Origin of the sequence: Thalassospira sp. HF15, from assembly GCF_011806525.1 — a bacterium.
Classification (GTDB): domain Bacteria; phylum Pseudomonadota; class Alphaproteobacteria; order Rhodospirillales; family Thalassospiraceae; genus Thalassospira.
The window spans coordinates 420507-440343 of sequence record NZ_JAAVKI010000001.1; the positions used below are offsets into that span (position 1 = coordinate 420507).

The 19837-nt window shown below is 52.7% G+C and carries 16 protein-coding genes; 6 read left to right on the plus strand and 10 right to left on the minus strand.

The features are described 5' to 3' along the window. Positions 1-10: 10 nt before the first annotated feature. Positions 11-1309, minus strand: a complete 1299-nt coding sequence (locus HED22_RS01930; RefSeq protein ID WP_167718311.1) for an extracellular solute-binding protein — start codon at positions 1307-1309, stop codon at positions 11-13. Between the two features lie 597 nt (positions 1310-1906). Here HED22_RS01930 and nagA point away from each other — a divergent pair. The 3 genes from nagA (at position 1907) to uvrA (ending at position 7330) form a co-directional block, all read left to right on the plus strand. Beyond that, positions 1907-3055, plus strand: coding sequence for an N-acetylglucosamine-6-phosphate deacetylase (nagA, locus tag HED22_RS01935; protein WP_167718313.1), 1149 nt, complete (start codon positions 1907-1909; stop codon positions 3053-3055). Between the two features lie 156 nt (positions 3056-3211). Next, positions 3212-4291: a class II fructose-bisphosphate aldolase gene (fbaA, locus tag HED22_RS01940; protein ID WP_167718315.1), complete on the plus strand. Its 1080-nt coding sequence runs from the start codon at positions 3212-3214 to the stop codon at positions 4289-4291. A 210-nt stretch (positions 4292-4501) separates the two neighbouring features. Further along, the gene (uvrA, locus tag HED22_RS01945) at positions 4502-7330 is read left to right on the plus strand and encodes an excinuclease ABC subunit UvrA (protein WP_167718317.1); all 2829 of its coding nucleotides are present in this window, start codon (positions 4502-4504) and stop codon (positions 7328-7330) included. A gap of 41 nt (positions 7331-7371) precedes the next feature. Here uvrA and HED22_RS01950 read toward each other — a convergent pair whose 3' ends face one another. Beyond that, a complete protein-coding gene (locus HED22_RS01950) occupies positions 7372-8352 on the minus strand; it encodes a hypothetical protein (protein ID WP_167718319.1) in 981 nt (326 codons plus the stop codon). Between the two features lie 205 nt (positions 8353-8557). Between HED22_RS01950 and trmFO the strand changes: the two genes are divergently transcribed. After that, the gene (gene trmFO / locus HED22_RS01955) at positions 8558-9904 is read left to right on the plus strand and encodes a methylenetetrahydrofolate--tRNA-(uracil(54)-C(5))-methyltransferase (FADH(2)-oxidizing) TrmFO (RefSeq protein ID WP_167718321.1); all 1347 of its coding nucleotides are present in this window, start codon (positions 8558-8560) and stop codon (positions 9902-9904) included. A 58-nt stretch (positions 9905-9962) separates the two neighbouring features. On the opposite strand, the gene HED22_RS01960 is transcribed toward trmFO, so the two are convergent. From HED22_RS01960 to HED22_RS01970, 3 genes are all read right to left on the minus strand, one after another. Then, positions 9963-10547, minus strand: a complete 585-nt coding sequence (locus HED22_RS01960) for a hypothetical protein (RefSeq protein ID WP_254869661.1) — start codon at positions 10545-10547, stop codon at positions 9963-9965. A 146-nt stretch (positions 10548-10693) separates the two neighbouring features. Beyond that, entirely contained in the window at positions 10694-11539 is an 846-nt protein-coding gene (locus HED22_RS01965) for a phytoene/squalene synthase family protein (RefSeq protein ID WP_167718325.1), read from the minus strand. Between the two features lie 5 nt (positions 11540-11544). Further along, on the minus strand, positions 11545-12717 hold the full coding sequence (locus HED22_RS01970) for a mechanosensitive ion channel family protein (protein ID WP_167718327.1): 1173 nt from the start codon (positions 12715-12717) through the stop codon (positions 11545-11547). A gap of 108 nt (positions 12718-12825) precedes the next feature. Between HED22_RS01970 and HED22_RS01975 the strand changes: the two genes are divergently transcribed. Continuing rightward, positions 12826-14175, plus strand: a complete 1350-nt coding sequence (locus HED22_RS01975; RefSeq protein ID WP_167718329.1) for an FAD/NAD(P)-binding protein — start codon at positions 12826-12828, stop codon at positions 14173-14175. Positions 14176-14191: 16 nt separating this feature from the next. On the opposite strand, the gene HED22_RS01980 is transcribed toward HED22_RS01975, so the two are convergent. The 5 genes from HED22_RS01980 to yajC all read right to left on the minus strand — a co-directional run bounded on the left by HED22_RS01980 (position 14192) and on the right by yajC (position 18717). After that, complete coding sequence (locus HED22_RS01980) at positions 14192-14572, minus strand: Mth938-like domain-containing protein (protein ID WP_167718332.1); 381 nt, start codon at positions 14570-14572, stop codon at positions 14192-14194. A gap of 53 nt (positions 14573-14625) precedes the next feature. Further along, the gene (locus tag HED22_RS01985) at positions 14626-15537 is read right to left on the minus strand and encodes a DMT family transporter (protein ID WP_167718334.1); all 912 of its coding nucleotides are present in this window, start codon (positions 15535-15537) and stop codon (positions 14626-14628) included. A 154-nt stretch (positions 15538-15691) separates the two neighbouring features. Continuing rightward, positions 15692-16621, minus strand: a complete 930-nt coding sequence (gene secF / locus HED22_RS01990; RefSeq protein WP_167718336.1) for a protein translocase subunit SecF — start codon at positions 16619-16621, stop codon at positions 15692-15694. 19 nt (positions 16622-16640) lie between these two features. Further along, positions 16641-18206, minus strand: coding sequence for a protein translocase subunit SecD (secD, locus tag HED22_RS01995; protein WP_167718338.1), 1566 nt, complete (start codon positions 18204-18206; stop codon positions 16641-16643). A gap of 142 nt (positions 18207-18348) precedes the next feature. Then, the gene (gene yajC, locus HED22_RS02000; RefSeq protein WP_167718339.1) at positions 18349-18717 is read right to left on the minus strand and encodes a preprotein translocase subunit YajC; all 369 of its coding nucleotides are present in this window, start codon (positions 18715-18717) and stop codon (positions 18349-18351) included. A 234-nt stretch (positions 18718-18951) separates the two neighbouring features. On the opposite strand from yajC, the gene HED22_RS02005 reads away from it, so the two are divergent. Continuing rightward, positions 18952-19815 carry an ATP-binding protein gene (locus HED22_RS02005; RefSeq protein WP_167718341.1) on the plus strand — a complete coding sequence of 288 codons (864 nt, stop codon included), beginning with the start codon at positions 18952-18954 and terminating at the stop codon, positions 19813-19815. The last annotated feature ends 22 nt before the right edge of the window (positions 19816-19837 follow it).

The window sequence follows — 19837 nt, forward strand, 5'->3', positions numbered from 1 at the left end:
GAAAAGCAGATTAGTTCGAATAGGTATCGTTGAAGCGCTTGAGAAGACCGTTTGCTTCTTCTTCGATGGTCGCAAAGGCTGCATCAACGGTTTCTTCGCCGTTCATGATCTTGTCGACTTCACGATAGATCACTTCACGGATCTGGACATAGAACCCAAGACGATAACCTTTGGTCCACTCGCCGCCTTCTTCGGAAAGCTGGGTGATGCCAACTTCTGCATCCGGGCTTTCCTTGTAGTAGCCGTCTTTTTTGGCCAACTCATAAGCAGCATTGGTGATCGGCACATAACCGGTTTCTTTGTGCCAGTAATACTGGGTTTCCGGTTTGGTCAGGAATTTGAAGAACTCGGCAACACCGGCATCCTGTTCGGCATCATGGCCGGAGAATGCGAATAGTGCAGCACCACCGATGAAGGTTGATTTCGGTGCGTCGCCAGTGCCTTCCCAATATGGCAGGGTTGAAGCGCCGAACTCGAACTGTGCAGATTTACGAAGACCGCCGAACGAACCGGACGAACCGATCCACATTGCGACTTGTTGCTGGACGAAGGCGTCCTGGTTTGCGCCCCATGCACGGCCGTAATAACCATAGTAACCAGCGTCTTTCCAATCCTTGACGTGCTGCCAGTGATCTTTCAGAGCATCGTTGTTATAAAGGATTTCAACGTCGGTGCTGTCATAGCCGTTATTGGCAGTTGCCATCTGCAGGTTGTGACGCGACATGAAGTTTTCAAAGAAAATCCACGGGCTGTGCGACTGTGCAAGCGCGGTGTAGCCGGCTTCTTTAAGTTTCGGAGCTGCAGCTTCGAATTCCTGCCAGGTTTTCGGCACGTCGACACCGGCTTTGGCCAATGCATCTTTGTTGTAATACAGAAGCGGGGTCGAGCTGTTGAACGGCATGCCAATCATCTTGCCGTCAGAATCGGCATAGAAGTAACGGACACCCGGAATGTAATCATTGATGTCGAATTTGACGTTGTTTGCTTCAAGCAGATCCTGAACCGGTTTAACAGCGCCTTTGGCGTTGATGATGGTAGCAGCACCGGCGTCAAAGATCTGGATGATGTTCGGCTGGTTTTTTGCGCGGAAGGCTGCAATGCCGGCTGTCATGGTGTCTTCGTAACCGCCCTTGTTGATGGATACGAGTTTGTATTCATCCTGGCTGGCGTTGAAGTCTTCGGTGATCTGGTTAACGACGTCACCAAGTGCACCATCCATTGCGTGCCACCAAGTGATCTCGGTTGCAGCCTGTGCAGTGTTGCCAAGGGCAAACACTGCACAGGCTGCCATCAGGGTTTTACGGAACATGATTTTCAATCTCCCAAATAAAAACTTTGCGCGAAAAACCGCCTGTTGATCGGTTTGTCGCAACGCTCTCGTTTTCATCTGAGGGGGACGCTTCCTCAAGTGACAGTTTTCGGAAATTTACTTTTGATGTGCGAAATTACCGTTCTGACTGTCGATTATTGATATTTTTAGTACATTCGACCCCTTCAAATGTTCATATGAACATCTCATAAACTCAATGAGCATGAAAGTCTTTCGATCACGCGGAATTCGGGTGTTTCCTGGCCGTGTTGCTGTATGCCGCAGCATTCCTTGTGTTTTTCAATTTTGGTAAAATGTTACAACAAAGTTATTTTTTGAACCCGCCGGGCAAAAGTTGAGTTTTTGCCCCTGTTGGAACGAATATGACTCTTGCCTTCGCTATTTTCGTTTTTGAATTTGCCTTGAGCGATTCTCAACACCGCCAGAGACCATCATTAGGCGGTTTCAAAAGGAACGACTAACTGTTGGTTTGCGCTTTGTAGATGTGTAAAGGTGCTGCGGAATCCTTTTTTGCGCACCGCTAATTCGTTTGCCACCCCATAAATGCCAACCATGATTAACGAACCGGGAAGACCAATGACCACATTTGCAATTATCAATGCCCGGGTCTTTGACGGTACCGATTTCCATAAAGACAAAGCTGTTATCGTCCGCGATGAAAAGATTGATAGCATTGTCATGGAGAAGGAAGTCCCATCTGGTATTCGCATTATTGATGCGCACAGTCAGACGCTTGCTCCGGGCCTTGTCGATGTTCAGGTCAATGGCGGCGGCAGTGCGTTGCTAAATGATGCACCTGACGTCGAGACGATAAAAACAATGGTCGCAGCCCATCGCCAGTTTGGCACCACAGCGATGTTGCCCACCTTGATCACGGATACTCGTGAAAAGATGAGAGCCGCAATTAAGGCGGTTCAGGAAGCGATTGATGCGGGAGTTCCCGGTGTGGTCGGTATTCATCTTGAAGGCCCCTACCTCAATCGCGACCGGCGTGGGGTACATCCGGCAGATCAGATCAGACCCATGGAAGTGGATGCGATTGATCTGCTTTCAAGTCTTCGAAATGGACGCACGTTGGTGACACTGGCGCCGGAAAATATGGCGAAAGGTGCGATCAAGGATCTTGTTGCTCGTAATGTGCTCGTCTGTGCCGGACACACAGCCGGAACTTTTAACGACATCATGTCAGCAATTGGTGAGGGCATGCAGGGATTCACGCACCTTTTTAACGCGATGAGTCCCCTCTCCCATCGTGAGCCGGGCGTTGTTGGCGCAGCACTGTCAGATGATCGCACTTGGTGCGGTCTGATTGCCGATGGTTATCATGTGCACCCGGCGGTCATAAAAACAGCTGTTCGCGCCAAAACCCAAGGTAAAATGATGCTGGTGACCGATGCCATGCCAACGGTTGGTGCGACGGATAAACGCTTCATGCTTGGGGACGAGGAAATTATTGCGGTCGATGGTCGCTGTGCACTTGTCGATGGGACGCTTGCAGGATCAGACCTTGATATGATTTCGGCAGTCCGCAATTGCATGGAAATGGCCGAGATCGGCCTTGATGAGGCCCTTCGCATGGCATCGCTTTATCCGGCGGCGTTTCTGGGACTTGATCATATTATCGGTCGATTGGCGCCGGGATATCAGGCCGACATGATTTTGTTTAACGACCAGTTCAAGGTGACACAGAGCTGGGTCAAGGGCATCCAATTGACCCACGTTTAAGGAAAGGCGAGATTTTCCGAAAGTCTATAACGGAAAGCCTTGACCTGAGACCGCATTTCGAAGATGCATTGGGCTCTGTAACAGTTTGTATGCAGGATCCTCAGGAGATTTTGCTGTTGATCTGTTTTTACTCTGACCCCCAGGAGGAGTACCCACATGCCTTCCGTTAAACCCGGTGTTGTTACCGGTGCTGCCTATCGCGAACTCGTTGCTGCTTGCAAGCAGGACGGTTACGCCCTTCCCGCCGTCAATATCACCTCATCCAGCACGATGAACGCAGCCCTTGAAGCTGCTGCAAATGCCGGTTCTGATATCATCATTCAGCTTTCCAATGGTGGTGCACAGTTCTTTGCCGGCAAGGGTATCAAGGACGCGGCAGCCGCCCGTGTTCTGGGCGCTGTTTCGGCAGCCCGCCATGCACAGCTTCTGGCCGAACATTACGGTGTCGCTGTTGTCATGCATACCGACCACGCAAACCGCAAGTTTGTGCCGTGGGTCGATGAAATGCTGAAGTGGAGCGAAAAGGCCTATGCCGAGACCGGCAAGGCGCTTTACAGCTCCCACATGCTTGATCTTTCCGAAGAGTCCGTCGAAGACAACCTTGCAACCTGCGAGACCTTCCTGAAGCGGATGTCAGCCATCGAGATGAGCCTTGAGATCGAACTTGGCGTTACCGGTGGTGAAGAAGACGGTATTGGTCAGGAACTTGATACCTCGGTTGAGGAAATTGATCCGCGCCTGTACACCCGCCCGGAAGAAGTCGAAGAAGCGTATCGTCGTCTTTCCCCGCTCGGTCACTTCTCTGTCGCCGCGGCATTTGGCAACGTGCACGGCGTTTACAAGCCGGGCAACGTGAAACTCCGTCCGGAAATCCTGCTGGAAAGCCAGAAATACGTCGCCGAGAAACATGGTCTGGGTGACCGTCCGCTCGACTTCGTGTTCCATGGTGGCTCCGGTTCGGAAAAAGAGAAAATCGAAGAAGCTGTCAGCTATGGCTGCTTCAAGATGAATATCGACACCGACACCCAGTTTGCTTATGCCCGCCCGGTTGGCGAATATGTCGAAGCCAATGATCGCGCGTTTAAGTACCAGGTCGATCCGGAAACTGATCAGCCGTACAAAAAACAATACGATCCGCGTGTCTGGATCCGCGAAGCGGAACTCTCCATGGCAGCCCGCCTCGAGGAAGCCTTCAAGGATCTTGGGGCAACCGGTCGTACGGTTACCAAAGGCTAAGCCACATTAAAAATTCTGACCTTTCTGGTCACAGGATTTATGAAGCCCGCCGGTCTTGTTCGGCGGGCTTTTTCGTGGCTCTGTCACTGACCGGGTTGTTAAACACGGATCTCCTGACAAATACTGACAGGAACTGTCAGGGGTGCGCTTGCGTATAGCGTACGGCTCCTCTATACACTTTCCGAACAATTCAGGAACAAAAGGCCCGACATGCTGACGAAAATTTCGGTTCGCGGTGCGAAAGAACACAATCTTCAGAACATTGATGTGGAGCTGCCCCGCGATTCCCTTGTGGTTATTACCGGCCTGTCGGGATCTGGCAAAAGCTCGCTTGCGTTTGACACCATCTATGCAGAAGGTCAGCGCCGCTATGTTGAAAGCCTGTCGGCCTACGCGCGTCAGTTCCTTGAGCTGATGCAAAAGCCTGATGTCGAGTATATCGATGGCCTGTCGCCAGCCATTTCCATCGAACAGAAAACCACGTCTAAAAACCCGCGCTCGACCGTCGGCACCGTGACCGAGATTTATGACTATATGCGTCTGCTCTGGGCGCGTGTCGGCATCCCCTATTCGCCTGCCACGGGTCTTCCGATTGTCAGTCAGACGGTGTCTCAGATGGTCGACCGCGTGATGGAGATGGAAGAAGGCACACGTCTTTATTTGCTGGCCCCCATCGTGCGTGGGCGCAAAGGCGAGTACAAAAAAGAATTGCGAGAGCTTCGGGCCCGTGGCTTCCAGCGTGTAAAAATCGATGGCGAAATGTATGACATCGACGAGGCACCGGAACTTAACAAAAAGCTCAAGCACGATATCTCGGTCGTGGTTGACCGTCTGATCGTCAAGGACGGTATTTCCACCCGTCTGGCGGACAGTTTTGAAACGGCTCTTGAGCTTACCGATGGGATCGTCCTGACCGAAGATGCCAAAACCGGTGACACAACGGTATTTTCAGCAAAGTTCGCCTGCCCGGTTTCCGGGTTCACCATCGAAGAAATCGAACCGCGTCTGTTTTCATTCAACAACCCGTTTGGCGCCTGCCCGGCCTGTGATGGATTGGGCACCCAAATGGAATTCGATCCTATGCTGGTCGTGCCCGATGAAAGCAAGACACTCGAAGGTGGTGCTGTCGCCCCATGGGCCAGCACGACATCGAAATACTATCTCCAGACTCTGAAATCTGTTGCCAAGCATTTTGACTTCAAAACCAATGTGCCGTGGGAAAATCTGTCCAAGAAAGCGCAGGACATTATCCTGTATGGTTCGGGCGATGAAGAAGTCACAGTCACTTACGATGACGGGTCGCGCAGCTACAAGGTCTCAAGACCGTTCGAAGGCGTCATTCCCAACATGTCGCGCCGCTGGCGTGAAACCGATAGTCAGTGGGCACGTGACGAGCTGTCGAAATACCAGATGGTGTCAAATTGCCCGACCTGCGCGGGTAAGCGCCTGAAGCCAGAGGCACTGGCTGTTAAGGTTGATGGCCGCGACATTTCTCAGGTGACGGAACTTTCGATTGCCAAGGCTGGCGACTGGTTCCTTGCCCTTGAAGAAAAACTGAACGCAAAAGAAACCGAGATCGCGCGCCGTATCCTGCGTGAAATCAATGATCGCCTGCGCTTCCTGCGTGATGTCGGTCTTGATTATCTTTCAATGTCGCGGACATCAGGCACCCTTTCCGGTGGTGAAAGCCAGCGTATCCGACTGGCATCGCAAATTGGCTCCGGCCTGACAGGTGTTCTGTATGTGCTTGATGAGCCATCCATTGGCCTGCATCAACGCGACAATGATCGCCTGCTTGAGACACTCAAACGCTTGCGCGATCTTGGCAACACGGTTCTTGTCGTTGAACATGACGAGGATGCCATTCGTGCGGCCGACTATGTCGTCGACATGGGTCCTGGTGCTGGCATTCATGGTGGTCGGATTGTTGCCGAAGGGACTCCCGAACAGATTCAGCAAAACCCCGACAGCCTGACGGGCAAATACCTTGTCGGCGTTGAACAGATTGCAGTGCCAAAGGAACGCCGTAAGGGCAATGGCAAGGCGATCACGATAAAGGGTGCCACGGCCAATAACCTGCAGGGCATTGATGTTGATTTCCCGCTGGGCAAGTTCATCTGTGTGACCGGGGTTTCTGGCGGCGGCAAGTCAAGCCTTGTCATCGAAACGCTGTATAAGGCGCTGGCCAAGCGGATGCACAATGCCCGCCATCATCCGGGTGCGCATGACGAGATCAAGGGTGTCGAGCTGATCGACAAGATCATTGATATCGACCAGAGCCCGATTGGCAGAACCCCGCGTTCAAACCCGGTAACCTATACCGGTGCTTTCACGCCAATCCGTGAATGGTTCGCCCAACTGCCAGAGGCAAAAACACGCGGTTACAAGCCTGGTCGCTTCTCGTTTAATGTTAAAGGTGGACGTTGCGAAGCATGCCAAGGTGATGGCGTAATCAAGATTGAAATGCACTTCTTGCCTGACGTTTATGTCGAATGTGACCAGTGCAAGGGCCATCGCTATAACCGTGAAACACTAGAAATATCGTTTAAAGGCAAGTCGATATCCGATGTCCTTGATATGACAGTCGAAGAAGGTGCTGACTTCTTCAAGGCTGTTCCGTCGATCCGTGACAAGATGGAAACCCTGAAACAGGTGGGACTTTCCTATATCCACCTTGGTCAACAGGCGACGACCCTGTCTGGTGGTGAAGCCCAACGTGTGAAGCTTGCCAAGGAACTGTCCAAGCGTGCAACGGGTCGGACAATCTATATCCTTGATGAGCCGACCACGGGTCTGCATTTCCATGATATCCGCAAACTTCTGGAAGTACTGCACACCCTGGTTGATCAGGGCAATACGGTTGTCGTGATCGAACATAACCTTGATGTCATCAAGACCGCCGACTGGATCATCGATATCGGCCCCGAAGGTGGTGATGGCGGCGGCCAGTTGGTTGGTGCCGGAACACCGGAAGACATCATGGCCAATGAACGAAGTTACACGGGGCGCTATCTGAAACGCCATCTTGGACTGGAATAGCGTTTAAGGGCAGCATTACGCTGCCCTTTTTTTATTTTGGCTTAGCCCGAATTTGTGACCCTGTCCTCGACCCGCTTGACCAGTGCCGTGCTCAGCCGTTCGCTAAACCCTGACAGGAAGGCAAAGACGAGCACGATGGAAATCTGTTGGCCAGCGGACGCTGATTGGCTGATCTGGTCGAGGTCATCAATCTTGTGAAGTTCATCCAGCGGGATCGGCAACATGCCAGCCCTTAGTGCCAAAAGCACAAGGATCGCAAAGCAGAACCCCATGCAGGGCCGAAACAGGAAATTGAAGAAGACCGAGGCCGGTTCCATTTCATCCCACGGAACATCCTTGCCAAGCCGCATCATCATACTGGTGAGTGCCCCGATGGCACCGAAACTGCCGACAACGAATAATAGGTCATAGCTGAAACCAAATAACTTGCCGTTACCGGTGCTGATAAGATTGTCGACCTGAACAAACAGCAGGACAGCAAAAACAAGGACAATCGGCGAAAGTGCCAGGGCAAGAGCAGCGATGCGCAGGCTTTTGTTAAAGGCTGCTTCAACGGGATTTTCCATTGGAACTAGTTTGGGCCGATCGAGCTGGTCATGTCTGAGGTCATTTAGGTATCCCTGAACGAAACCGTCCCGACCCTGGTTAAGCGCCAGAAGCATGATGATGGCATCGGAGTGCTTGCGCTCCTGCAACTGCTTGTTGTCAGCCTCCTCATTGTCGCGCCACCAACGCAGAAACGCCCGGATCACCATCGAAGACCGCCACCCTTGCCTGGTCGCGACCACATATTCGATCATGCCTTCGATATCGGCCGGGCCAAACGTCCCCTCGCCCATGCAGCCGAACGGAAAACCAAGGCGCCGTTCCTTAGGTTCGGTCTGTGCCTCCTCCTCCGCATCATCTGGTTTATCCCCTAAATCAATACACTCCACGTCAATGACATGTCGCCGACGTGGCATAAGGCCAATCACCGGACAATGGGTGGGTTCGTAACCATAAGGATGATGCGGGTAGCTCATGGGATGCCATCTTCACGTTATCGGGACAGAACGGCTCTGGCCTTTAAGACGGGCTGGATGTGGCGTTGTGAAAATTTCCGTCCTGATTAACGCGATGTGATCCCGATTGCTCATCTTCGCGTGCAATTGACTTGAAATTATCCCCCTTGCACCGCTATGTGTGTGCCACGTTATCAAAAACCACGCTGGCAAGGAGTTCGCACACGTGAATACGGTCAAGCCTGTTCATATTATTGGCGCCGGTCTGGCAGGCAGTGAAGCAGCCTGGCAGTTGGCAGAAGCCGGTGTGCCCGTCATGATCCATGAAATGCGTCCAACGCGGCCGACCGATGCGCACCATACCGACAAATGTGCGGAACTGGTTTGTTCGAACTCGTTTCGATCCGATGACAAGGAATACAATGCTGTCGGCCTGATCCACGATGAAATGCGCCGTGCCGGTTCGATCATCATGCGGTGCGCTGATCAGCACAAGGTCCCTGCCGGTGGCGCCCTGGCTGTTGACCGCGAAGGTTTTTCCGAGGCGGTGACAAGCGCGCTTGAAAACCATCCTTTGATCACGATGGAGCGCGGCGAAATTGATGGCTTGCCGCCAGAGGAGTGGGAACAAACGATCATCGCAACCGGTCCCCTGACATCCGGATCACTGGCCGACGCCATCCGCAAGGCAACTGGCGAGGAAAGCCTTGCCTTCTTTGATGCCATCGCGCCGATTGTCTACAAGGACAGCATCGATTTCGACAAGGCATGGTTCCAGTCGCGCTATGACAAGGGCGATGGCAAGGATTACATCAATTGCCCGATGTATGAAGATGAATATAACCGCTTCATCGATGCCCTGATCGAGGGTGAAAAAACCGAATTCAAGGACTGGGAAAAAGACACCCCCTATTTCGACGGTTGCCTTCCGATCGAGGTCATGGCCGAACGCGGGCGCGAAACCCTTCGTCACGGGCCAATGAAGCCGGTTGGCCTGACCAACCCGCATAATCCGACGCAAAAGCCACGCGCCATTGTCCAGCTGCGTCAGGACAATGCACTTGGCACGCTCTACAACATGGTCGGCTTCCAGACGAAGCTTAAATATGGTGCGCAGGTCGATGTATTCCGTACCATTCCAGGGCTTGAAAACGCCGAGTTCGCGCGTCTTGGTGGCATTCACCGCAATACGTTCCTGAATTCGCCGCGCCTGCTGGATGGGACGCTGCGCCTGAAATCGCGTCCCGACCTGCGCTTTGCCGGGCAGATCACCGGGTGCGAGGGCTATGTTGAAAGTGCGGCTGTCGGCCTCATGGTTGGTCGGTTCACTGCTGCAGAAAAGGCAGGTAAGGAAACCCCGGCACCGCCGCTGGCAACCGCAATGGGCGCCCTTCTTAACCACATCACCGGTGGCGCAGATGAAAGTACTTTCCAGCCAATGAATGTGAATTTCGGTCTGTTCCCCGACCTTGAACTGACAAAAAGGGTCAAGGGCCGTGATCGCAAGAAGCTCTACACAGACCGTGCCATTCCGCTATTCGATGAATGGCTTGGCACTGTTTCTGCCGCCTGAAACATTAAAAGCCGCATCATTCCCGATGCGGCTTTTTTGTTGGAACCAGAATGTTCGACTAGTATGGGTCGGATTGGCGGGTAAGTTCGCCTGTGACATCGCGAATTTGTTCACCATCGCGGAAGCGGCGAAATACCAGATCAAGGTTTCCCTCTTCATCGAGCGTGCGCTTGTAGACCTGCATTTCATAGCCGCCCTCATCATTGATATACAGCGCATGGATGGTCAGGGTTTTGTCGACGATCCGCGCCCAGAAGAACGGCTCTCCCTTAAGTGGGTCGTTGGGAATGCGCTTACCAAACAGGCCCGAACGCATCGCGCTACCGTAAATATCAGCACGTTCCGTGGCGTAGAACTCCACATCCAGCGACACGGTCTTTTCCCGTCCGTCAGCCTTATGGATCACGGTTGACCAATCGACGACAAAGCCGCGTTCGGTCTTTTTGATAACCACATCAAGATCGCGCGCCTCAAGTTCGTTTTCGGCATGTTCAATCGTCGTGCCGTGATACGAGCCGACAAACGGATCAATGCTGGCAGCACGGGCTGTTGAAAAGGAAACTGCAAACAGGCACATCATGCCGATGACCAGCATTAGGTTGCCAAGCCATCGCATCTGGGGATGTGAGATCGAATTTGCCATGCTGGTCCTTATCTCAGGTGTGCCCATCTGTTACGCCCAATTTCAAAGCGTTTTCAACGCTAACATGGACAGTTCGAAACTGTCCTGACCTTTGTCTTCACTTTAAGAGATATTTTTGTGACGGTCATCTAGCAAGACACATCCAATCAATATCTCTTGAACATTCCGTTTAACGTCAAACGCAGGCTGGCCGGCCGGGCCAAACCGAACTCGGCGGAAAATGGATCAAAATCTGCCTTGGCAAGTTTTCGCAGATATCCATCGGCCAGAACCACTGGCAGTGCAGCAGCATGGGCCTGTTTTGGCAAGGCACGGCGATGCTTGCGGGCTTCAATGATACGGTCACGCGCAAGTCTCGCCAACTCGCGGATGAACTCGCGAATTTCCTGTTTTTTACGAAACTCGAAGACATCGCCCTGGGCAACCTCATGGTGATCCATCCGGTCCTTGGGCAGATAAAGGCGTTTCGAACGACCGTGGAACACGATGGCACGCATGATGCCGACCAATCCATAGGCATTGCCAGCAAGGCGTGCAGCATGGTCTGCATCGCTGCCACTTGCTCCAAGCAGCCTCGATGCCAAAACACTGACCTGCCCCGAGGTTTGATCGATATATCGATCCAGTTCCGCCTGACTTGCAGGTTGACGGTCTTCCAGATCAAACTCGCGGGCAGCAACGATGGCCTCCAGATCTGAGACCTCCAGAAGGCCTTCCTTGACCAGTTCTGCCAGTGGTTCAACAACCTCGTGTTTGCGGACCTGCCCCTCACCCAGTTCGGTTAGAGTGTCACGCCACCATTGCAGGCGGATATGGCCCAGCATGACCTCGCTGACCATTTCGCGTGTTTTGGAGACTTCCTGGTTAAAGGCATATAGCGTGAACAGGGATTCGCGTTTTTCCGGCGCTGCAAACAGCGCGCACAGGAAACGATCCCGGTCATGGCGCCTGACATAGTCTGCGCAATGAGACAGCTTTGGCGTATCAGTCATTTATCCTATCCGATCTGACGTTCAGAACGTTGATCGTCTTTGGGGCTATTAGTGATTTCAGGCATGCTTTCGACATATAGCGATTGTGACGGGAATGCAAAGGCAGCGTCTTCTTCCTCGACAATGCGCTTGAATGCAATGATATGGCGGTTGCGAATGTCGCGCCACGTCACCCAGTCGGTGGTTTTTGTGAAATAGTACAGGTCAATATTGATCGAGCTGGCACCAAAGTCAGAGAAATGGACCATCTGCGCGACATCCGTCTGCGCGACATCTTCATCGTTTTTCAGGAAATCACGCAGCTTGTCGACAATGGCTTCCATCTGCTTGGCCGTCGTTCTGTATTCAAGGCCAATCACCATCTTGATCCGGCGATGGGTCATGCGGGACCAGTTGATTACCGGGGAATCAACGATCTGGGCATTGGGCATGGTGACCAATGCCTTGGCAAAGGTACGTACCTTGGTTGCACGCAACCCGACAACTTCGACAGTTCCTTCGAAATGCGGCGTTTCAATCCAGTCGCCGCGTTTGTAAAGGTTATCTGCAAAGATCGTCAGTCCGCCAAAAATATTGGCCACGGAATCCTTTGCCGCCAACGCAACCGCCATCCCGGCGAGACCAAGACCGCCCAGGAATGCTGAAACATCAATGCCCCAGTTCTCGAGAATGATGACACCGCCAATGACGACGATCAGGGTTTTTACACCACGAATAAAGAACTGACGCAGATCATCCCCGAGGCCCGCACCAAACCGGCCAACAAACCGATTGAGAGAGACACCCAACGGTTCGACAGCCCGAAACAGCGCCCAGAAGATACAGAATGCGACCGCGACCGAGATTGCCTCAATGGCAACAACGTCAATTTCTTCGGGCAGAGACAGGACTTCAGTCGCGAAATAGGCCCCCAGCAGCATGAACAACGCCTGCAGAGGCAGCGCAAACGCATCCAGCACATTGCCCATCATGCTTTCCGAGCGCTGCTGAGCGATGCGACGCAATATGCCAAGAGCACCGCGCACCAGAACGCGTTTGAAGATAAAGAAAATAACCAACACCAGAAGTGCGCCGATCAGCCTTCCGACCTCACCGCCGCCAAGCATATCGACCCATGAATTCATTTGGCCGATGACCTCTTGGTTCAGGTTATCCAGTTCCGTCGTGATTTCATCCATGGCTTGTAAGCTATTCTGATGTTAACGTTATTATGACTTCTGACATGCGGCGACTATTTAGCACACCGTTCTCTGGCCTTTGTATAACAACTAAATTGGCTCAGGCATATGGCATCATTTGCGTCGGGAAGCTTACACGTTATTGGTGGCGGCCTTGCCGGATCGGCACTGGCTACCTCAATGGCCGAAGACGGCTTTACCGTGACGCTTTATGACGCGGCAGAGCCATTTGAGAGCCGATGGACCCGCGGTATGCATACCGCACCTGAAAGCTACAAAACAGCCGAGCCAGAGATATTTTATGACCCAATGAAGCTGGTTGCGGATTTTTTCGCGGGTTATCCGGAAGTCCCCAACAAGCTGATCAGACCAGCGCATTGCGTGATGGGGTTAAAACGCGGACGTCGCAAACCGGCAATTGTATCCTTGGATCCTGGCATCTCACGAGCTTTGATTTCGCGAAGGGTTGGGGTTGTTGCACGTGCCTACACTGCTCTCATATTGTGGCAACAACGCTATGCCAGTGAGGAAAACCGGCTTGAAAGTACGCTTTCGCCTGGGACCTTCGAAGCCGACGAAAAGGCTTATCAATCGGGTACTTATCATCGCGATGCATTGACAGTTTTGGCTGAAGTCCTGTTTTCAATGCCGGCGCATAGGTGTTCAAAGGCCCTTTTGGGACGCGTCCTTGTTCCCAGGTTACGCCAAATCATGGCAAGGCACCCTGAACCGGTGTTTTCGGCTATTGACCCGATCATTCTAAACGACATCGCACTGCCCACTCTGCGCGAAAGGTTTCTTGCTGCGGGTGGCGTTATCAAGGGGCAAACAAAGTTAGGTGACATTGACAGTACGTCTGATTATGCCACCGATCTGTTGTTTGAGGATGACAGTCAGGTCGTTCTGAAACCTGATGATGCAGTTGTGTTGGCCATGCATCCCAAACCACTTTGTGACGCGGTACCCGATATTGGCATCTCACCGGCCCCGGCACATCGTCGCTGTATGGCGTTTGAGATGCGTAAACCGTTTGCCGAACCGCGCGCCCTGTTTGTCAGCGATGACATCGTGCGGGCTATCTACTGCAATCGGCGGCACCTGCAGGTCAGTTTGAACAATAGCCTGCAGTTACAAGATGCTGATAGTGCTGATCAATTTGCCGCGCTTGTCTGGCAACGCTGTGTCTGGCTTTGTGATCAGTACCTTAACCTTGATCTGCAGCCACGCGCAGTTAACGCAGAGAATGCATCGCACCCCAATCACCTCTTTATAGATGCAGAGGCACCGTTTCCTGAAATGACACCGGGCATGGCTGCAACCTGCCAGCAGTTGCGAGCACCGTGGAAAAACGTCTTCCTGTGTGGCGATTTATTCGCACGTGATCAGCCACCTGGCCCCGCTGCACTGTTTTCAAGCCTGCAGGATACTCGTCATGCGCTGCAAGAGTTCTTTGCGTAAGGGTGTTTCGGCAGGATTAAACAGCGATCATTGCTGCAGCAACACGGCGCGCCTCTGAAACCAGAACATTGTAGGTGCGGCATGCCGCACCGGTGTCCATCGGCTCAATCACAATTCCATGTGGCTTAAGCGCCTGACGCCATTCCATTGGCACCCGGGTCAACCTGTTTCCCATACCAAGCAACAGGATTTCAACTGTGTCCGCTGCCTCTATAATCGGTGCAAATGAGTCGACCGTAATGTCATCAACTGCCTTCACATCCCACGAATACACTGCTTCGGGAAATAACAAGATCGAGCCGGGAATCGACTCTTCGCCAAACCGAAAAACACCGTCGCCATAGCTGGTGACAATTTTACTGCCTTCGGCGACCAGAGTACTTACTTCAATAGACATATTGGCCCCATTTGCCGTCGTTAGATAAAGCTGTTCTCGACTTAGTCTGGATTTCACTGAGTGTCGAGGTGCTCTTCGGTGATTTTTCTGCGCCACAGAATGAACAACCCGGATAAAACGACGATACCACATCCAACCAACATCAACATGTCGGGCTTCTCGCCGAACAGGATCATGCCCAATGCAATACCGAACAACAGGCGGGTGTACCTAAATGGCGTAACCGCCGAAACATCACCGGTGCGCATTGCTTTCATCAGAGCAGCATATGCAAATGCCCCCATCAGGATCGCGCCGACGAAATACAAAAAGCTTTGCGCATTCATCCAAGTGAACGCTTTTCCATCCCAAATCGAAAACGCGATGCCGGCCAGAATAATGGCTACAAAGCCGTAAAACCCTAAAATGGACGTACTCAGAGATACCGGTGCCGCACGGCTGGCCAGGTCACGACCGGCAAAACCGATGGTGCCGATGACGGCAAGCAAGGACAATGCAGAAAAGCTGTCTGCGGTCGGTCGCAGAATGATTAGAACGCCGATCAACCCAACGATGATTGCTGCCCACCTTCTCCAGCCCACCTTTTCGCCAAACAGGATCGCGGCGCCAAGAACGACAATAATTGGTGTCGCCTGAAGAATGGCCGTGGTCGATGAAAGCGGTGTCAGCGCTAATGCGAGGACATAAAACAACCGTCCAATAACCTCAAAAACGATCCTTATGCCCATGGCGCGCGACAGTACGTCGGGATTAAGCAGGCGCTTCTTCTGAATCCGCGCGACAACCGCAAACAGCAGCGCACCACCAATTCCGAACACAAGCAAGACCTGACCGACAGCATGTGTCTCTGAAACAGCCTTAACGAACGCATCCTCAAAAGAAAACGCCACCATCGCAGCCATCATCCAGAGGCTGCCTATAACATTCGCGCGATGCTCAGGAGTTGAAGTAACATGGAGTGTCATCGGTTGCCGCCAGTTTTTAATGGGCTTTTTATCGGCTCTCAAGCGGCGGAAACGAAAGACCGGAAACGATCAAATCTCCCCAAAAGAAAAGGCCGGGTTTGTTGTTTCACAAAACCGGCCTTAGTGTAAATGTCTATCAACTCAACTTGATTGATCAGGCATTGGCTTCCTGGCCTTCTTCGGCCTCGGGGATTTTGCGTTTGAGGCGCAGAACCACGAGAAGCGGCGAAGCCACACAGATTGAAGAGTATGTACCGATCACGATGCCAAAGATCAGCGCCATGGTGAAACCACGGATGGCTTCGCCACCAAACACGAACAAGGCAATCAAAGCCAGCAAAGTGGTAAACGACGTCATAGTCGTACGGGCCAGGGTGGAGTTGATCGAAAGATCCAGCAGATCCGGTATTTCCATCTTGCGGAACTTGCGCAGATATTCGCGGATACGGTCAAAGACCACCACGGTATCGTTGATCGAATAACCCGCGACGGTCAGGACGGCCGCCAAAGTTGCCAGATCAAACTGAACACCGGTAATGACAAAGAAGCCAATGGTAATCAGCACGTCGTGTAGCAAGGCCGCGACCGATGCAATCGCAAACTGCCATTCAAACCGGATCCAGATATAGACCATGATCAGAAACAGCGAGATCACGACCGAGTAGAAACCGGCCTCCTTGAGCTCACTACCGACTTTCGGTCCGACCAGTTCACTACGGCGAATGGTAACATCCTCACCAAGTGCTTCGGTAACGGCGGCAAGGGCTGCCATCTGGGCTTGTTCGTCGCCGTCCTGACGTTGCAACTGGATCAGCACATCATCAGGCTCGCCGAATTCCTGAATGGAAACGTCGCCAAGACCAAGGCTACCGAGGTTATCGCGCAGTGCATTGATATCGGCCGGGCCGTCAGTCTTGATTTCGACCAGAATGCCGCCGCGGAAATCGATGCCAAAGTTAAGGCCCTTGGTAAAGAACATGCCAACGGATGCCAGCACCATTACCAGAGACGCGATATAGAAAATCTTCCGGAATTTAAGGAACGAGACGTTCACGTCATCCGGGATAAGATGTAAAGGTTTCATATCTTCCCTGTTCCCTTCCTTAAATTACCAGCTCTGTCGGACGACTGCGCTTGACCCAGGTTGCGATCATCAAACGGGTCAGCCAGATCGCCGAGAACATCGACGTGATGATCCCGATGGCCAGCGTTACGGCAAAGCCCTTGATCGGGCCAGAGCCGAAGCTGAACAACACAAGTGCTGCGATCAGTGTCGTGATGTTGGCATCAAGAATGGTCGACATCGCACTACGATACCCAGCGTCGATCGCATTGATGATCGATCGACCGTTTCGCCGTTCCTCGCGAATGCGTTCAAATACGAGAACGTTGGCATCAACTGCCATACCGACCGTCAGAACGATACCAGCAATCCCCGGCAGGGTCAGCGTCGCCTGAAGAACCGACATCACAGCAAGAACCAGGATCAGGTTCATCAAAAGCGCGATATCGGCATAAACGCCAAACCGACCGTAGCTGATCACCATAAAGGCGATCACAAAGACCAGGCCAAGCACCGCGGCAAATTCACCTGCCTCGACCGAGTCCTGACCAAGGCCCGGACCAACTGAACGTTCTTCAAGGATCTGCATCGGCGCCGGCAAGGCACCTGCACGAAGCAGAAGCGAAAGATCGTTCGCTTCCTGAACGCTGAACTGGCCGGTGATGATACCGTTACCACCAAGGATCGGCTCATTAATGCGTGGTGCAGAAATCACTTCACCATCCAGAACGATCGCAAGGCCGCGACCGGAATTCTTGCTGGTGATATCGCCAAAGCGTGCGCCACCGGCCGCATCAAAGCGGAACGACACCACTGGGCGCCCGTCGCTGAATGTCGGTTGTGAATCAACAAGGTTGTCACCCGAAACAACGATCCGGCGGTCAATCAGATATTCACGGATACCGTCACCTTCATCTGCCGAAGGCAGGATCATGGTTCCCGGCGGAAGGCCGGTTGCCCGGGCCTCGGCAGCCGTTTTCTCGTTATTCACAAGATGGAAGTTCATCTTTGCCGTACGGCCAAGGATGGCGCGCAGGCGCGACGGATCATCAAGGCCAGGCACCTGAACAACAATACGGTTTTCGCCCTGGCGCTGAATGGAAGGCTCGGTCGTGCCCAGTTCGTCAACACGACGACGGACAACTTCCAGAGACTGTGCAATCGCGCGGTCGATCAGTTCCCGATAGGCGACTTCGTTATAGGTCACAACAATGTTGTTCCCCTCGCCGCTCAGCTCGGTATTTGGTTCCGCTGTGCGCGCGATTTCACGCGCCTTTTCGACGTCGTCGGGCCGCAGAATGGTGATTTCAGCACCGTTAGCAGTTGCTTCGCGCGGACGGTTCCGGATCTGCTCCTGTCGCAGTTCAGTGCGAATCGCATCAGCAAGGGCATCATATCTTTCGCGCAGGACACTATCGGTGTCGACTTCAAGCAACATGTGCGAGCCGCCACGCAGGTCGAGGCCAAGATTGATCTGCTTGCCTGGCAGATAACTGGATTCAGTCGGCAAAGTGCCTGATGGCAGGAAGTTTGGCGCAGCGTAGAGTACGCCCAAAGCACACACCAGAAGGACCAGTGTTGCTTTCAATTTGGTAAAATAAAGCATGTGTTTGTGACCGGATCTGTCAGGGTCAACCTTGGTCTGGTTCCAGGTTTCTTGGAACAACGGATATATGGTACCGCGTCAGGCCACCGGCAAAATGCAAGAAGGCGGAGCCAAATGCCCCGCCTCGCTTGATACGAAGAGATCAGTCTTTTTTGGTCTCTTCTTCTTTTTCTTCTTTGGCGTCGCTTTTGGCCGGTTCGGTTTTTGAAAGAACCGTGGAAACCATGCCGCGTGCCACTTTGACTTTAACGCCGTCTGCGATCTCGACCGATAGTTCGTCGTCACCAACAACTTTGGCAACGGTACCGATCAGGCCACCAGCGGTAACAATCTTGTCGCCACGGCGGATCGCCTCGAGCATTGCTTTATGTTCTTTCTGCTTTTTCTGCTGAGGACGAATAAGCAGGAAATAGAAAACAACAAAAATCAGGATCAGCGGCGCAAATTGCATCAGTGCACCTGCACCATCCCCGCCACCAGCGGCCTGAGCGTAAGCCGTCGAAATAAACATTAGGAACTCCTAATTCCTCAGAACAAAAAATATCAACTGCCGGAATATAACGGGGTGTTGCGCCAAAGCAAGGGAGAACCGGTTTTAAACCCGTAAAATCAACACTTGTGTGCCTTTGTTCACCTTGCGTTGCATGAAAGTCCTGAGAACAAACACTTCCATTGGCTTTCTAATGTGCTAGCTTTCCAGCCAACAAAAAACGTCACCGGAAAAAGAAACACCCAAGAGGCCCCGATGAGTAGCGATTTCGACAAAGTTTTGCCTACCCTCGAACGTATTGCCACTGCGCTGGAGCGCATGGCACCACCGGCACGTGCCGAAAACGATCTGAGTGCTGCGGACGCGTTTGTCTGGCAGGCGCAAACCAGTTATTTGCAGCCGGTCCGCAATGTAAACAGGGTCGATATCAGCTTGCTTCAGGGCATCGGGCAGCAAAAGGAAATCCTTTATAACAACACCAAACGCTTTGCTGATGGCCTGCCAGCCAACAACGCATTGCTTTGGGGCGCGCGCGGCACCGGCAAAAGTTCGATCGTCAAGGCAATGCATGCCAAGATCAATGCAGAGACCCCTGCCTCACTGGCGCTGGTGGAAATTCATCGGGAAGACATTCCAACCCTGCCTGATCTTCTTCATATCTTGCAAGAAAGCGGTCGCCGCACGGTTCTGTTTTGCGACGATCTGTCGTTTGACATGCATGATGAAAGCTACAAGTCGCTCAAGGCAGTGCTCGATGGCGGTATCGAAGGTCGCCCGAAGAATGTGATTTTCTATGCGACGTCAAACCGCCGCCACCTGATGGCGCGCGACATGATAGAGAATGAACGTTCGACCGCGATCAACCCCTCCGAGGCGGTTGAAGAAAAAGTATCGCTTTCAGATCGGTTTGGCCTGTGGCTCGGCTTCCACAATATCTCGCAGGACGTGTATTTCGAGATCATCGACGGTTATGCAAAGGAATTCAAACTCGATATCCCGTCTGATGAGTTGCATGCACGTGCCAAGGAATGGACGGTGACGCGCGGCAGCCGATCGGGGCGTGTCGCATGGCAATTCATTCAGGAAATTGCAGGCGAACTTGGCAAGTCGATCGACTGACCAACACCAGTACCATGAAAGA

Excerpts from the sequence above, each read along its gene's own strand:
- HED22_RS01970 (WP_167718327.1), bottom strand. The coding sequence starts at position 12,717 with ATGGATGAAATCACGACGGAACTGGATAACCTGAACCAAGAGGTCATC.
- nagA (WP_167718313.1), top strand. The coding sequence starts at position 1,907 with ATGACCACATTTGCAATTATCAATGCCCGGGTCTTTGACGGTACCGAT.
- uvrA (WP_167718317.1), top strand. The coding sequence starts at position 4,502 with ATGCTGACGAAAATTTCGGTTCGCGGTGCGAAAGAACACAATCTTCAG.
- HED22_RS01975 (WP_167718329.1), top strand. The coding sequence starts at position 12,826 with ATGGCATCATTTGCGTCGGGAAGCTTACACGTTATTGGTGGCGGCCTT.
- HED22_RS01965 (WP_167718325.1), bottom strand. The coding sequence starts at position 11,539 with ATGACTGATACGCCAAAGCTGTCTCATTGCGCAGACTATGTCAGGCGC.
- HED22_RS01950 (WP_167718319.1), bottom strand. The coding sequence starts at position 8,352 with ATGAGCTACCCGCATCATCCTTATGGTTACGAACCCACCCATTGTCCG.
- yajC (WP_167718339.1), bottom strand. The coding sequence starts at position 18,717 with ATGTTTATTTCGACGGCTTACGCTCAGGCCGCTGGTGGCGGGGATGGT.
- HED22_RS01930 (WP_167718311.1), bottom strand. The coding sequence starts at position 1,309 with ATGTTCCGTAAAACCCTGATGGCAGCCTGTGCAGTGTTTGCCCTTGGC.
- HED22_RS01985 (WP_167718334.1), bottom strand. The coding sequence starts at position 15,537 with ATGACACTCCATGTTACTTCAACTCCTGAGCATCGCGCGAATGTTATA.
- HED22_RS02005 (WP_167718341.1), top strand. The coding sequence starts at position 18,952 with ATGAGTAGCGATTTCGACAAAGTTTTGCCTACCCTCGAACGTATTGCC.
- secF (WP_167718336.1), bottom strand. The coding sequence starts at position 16,621 with ATGAAACCTTTACATCTTATCCCGGATGACGTGAACGTCTCGTTCCTT.
- secD (WP_167718338.1), bottom strand. The coding sequence starts at position 18,206 with ATGCTTTATTTTACCAAATTGAAAGCAACACTGGTCCTTCTGGTGTGT.
- HED22_RS01980 (WP_167718332.1), bottom strand. The coding sequence starts at position 14,572 with ATGTCTATTGAAGTAAGTACTCTGGTCGCCGAAGGCAGTAAAATTGTC.
- HED22_RS01960 (WP_254869661.1), bottom strand. The coding sequence starts at position 10,547 with ATGGCAAATTCGATCTCACATCCCCAGATGCGATGGCTTGGCAACCTA.
- fbaA (WP_167718315.1), top strand. The coding sequence starts at position 3,212 with ATGCCTTCCGTTAAACCCGGTGTTGTTACCGGTGCTGCCTATCGCGAA.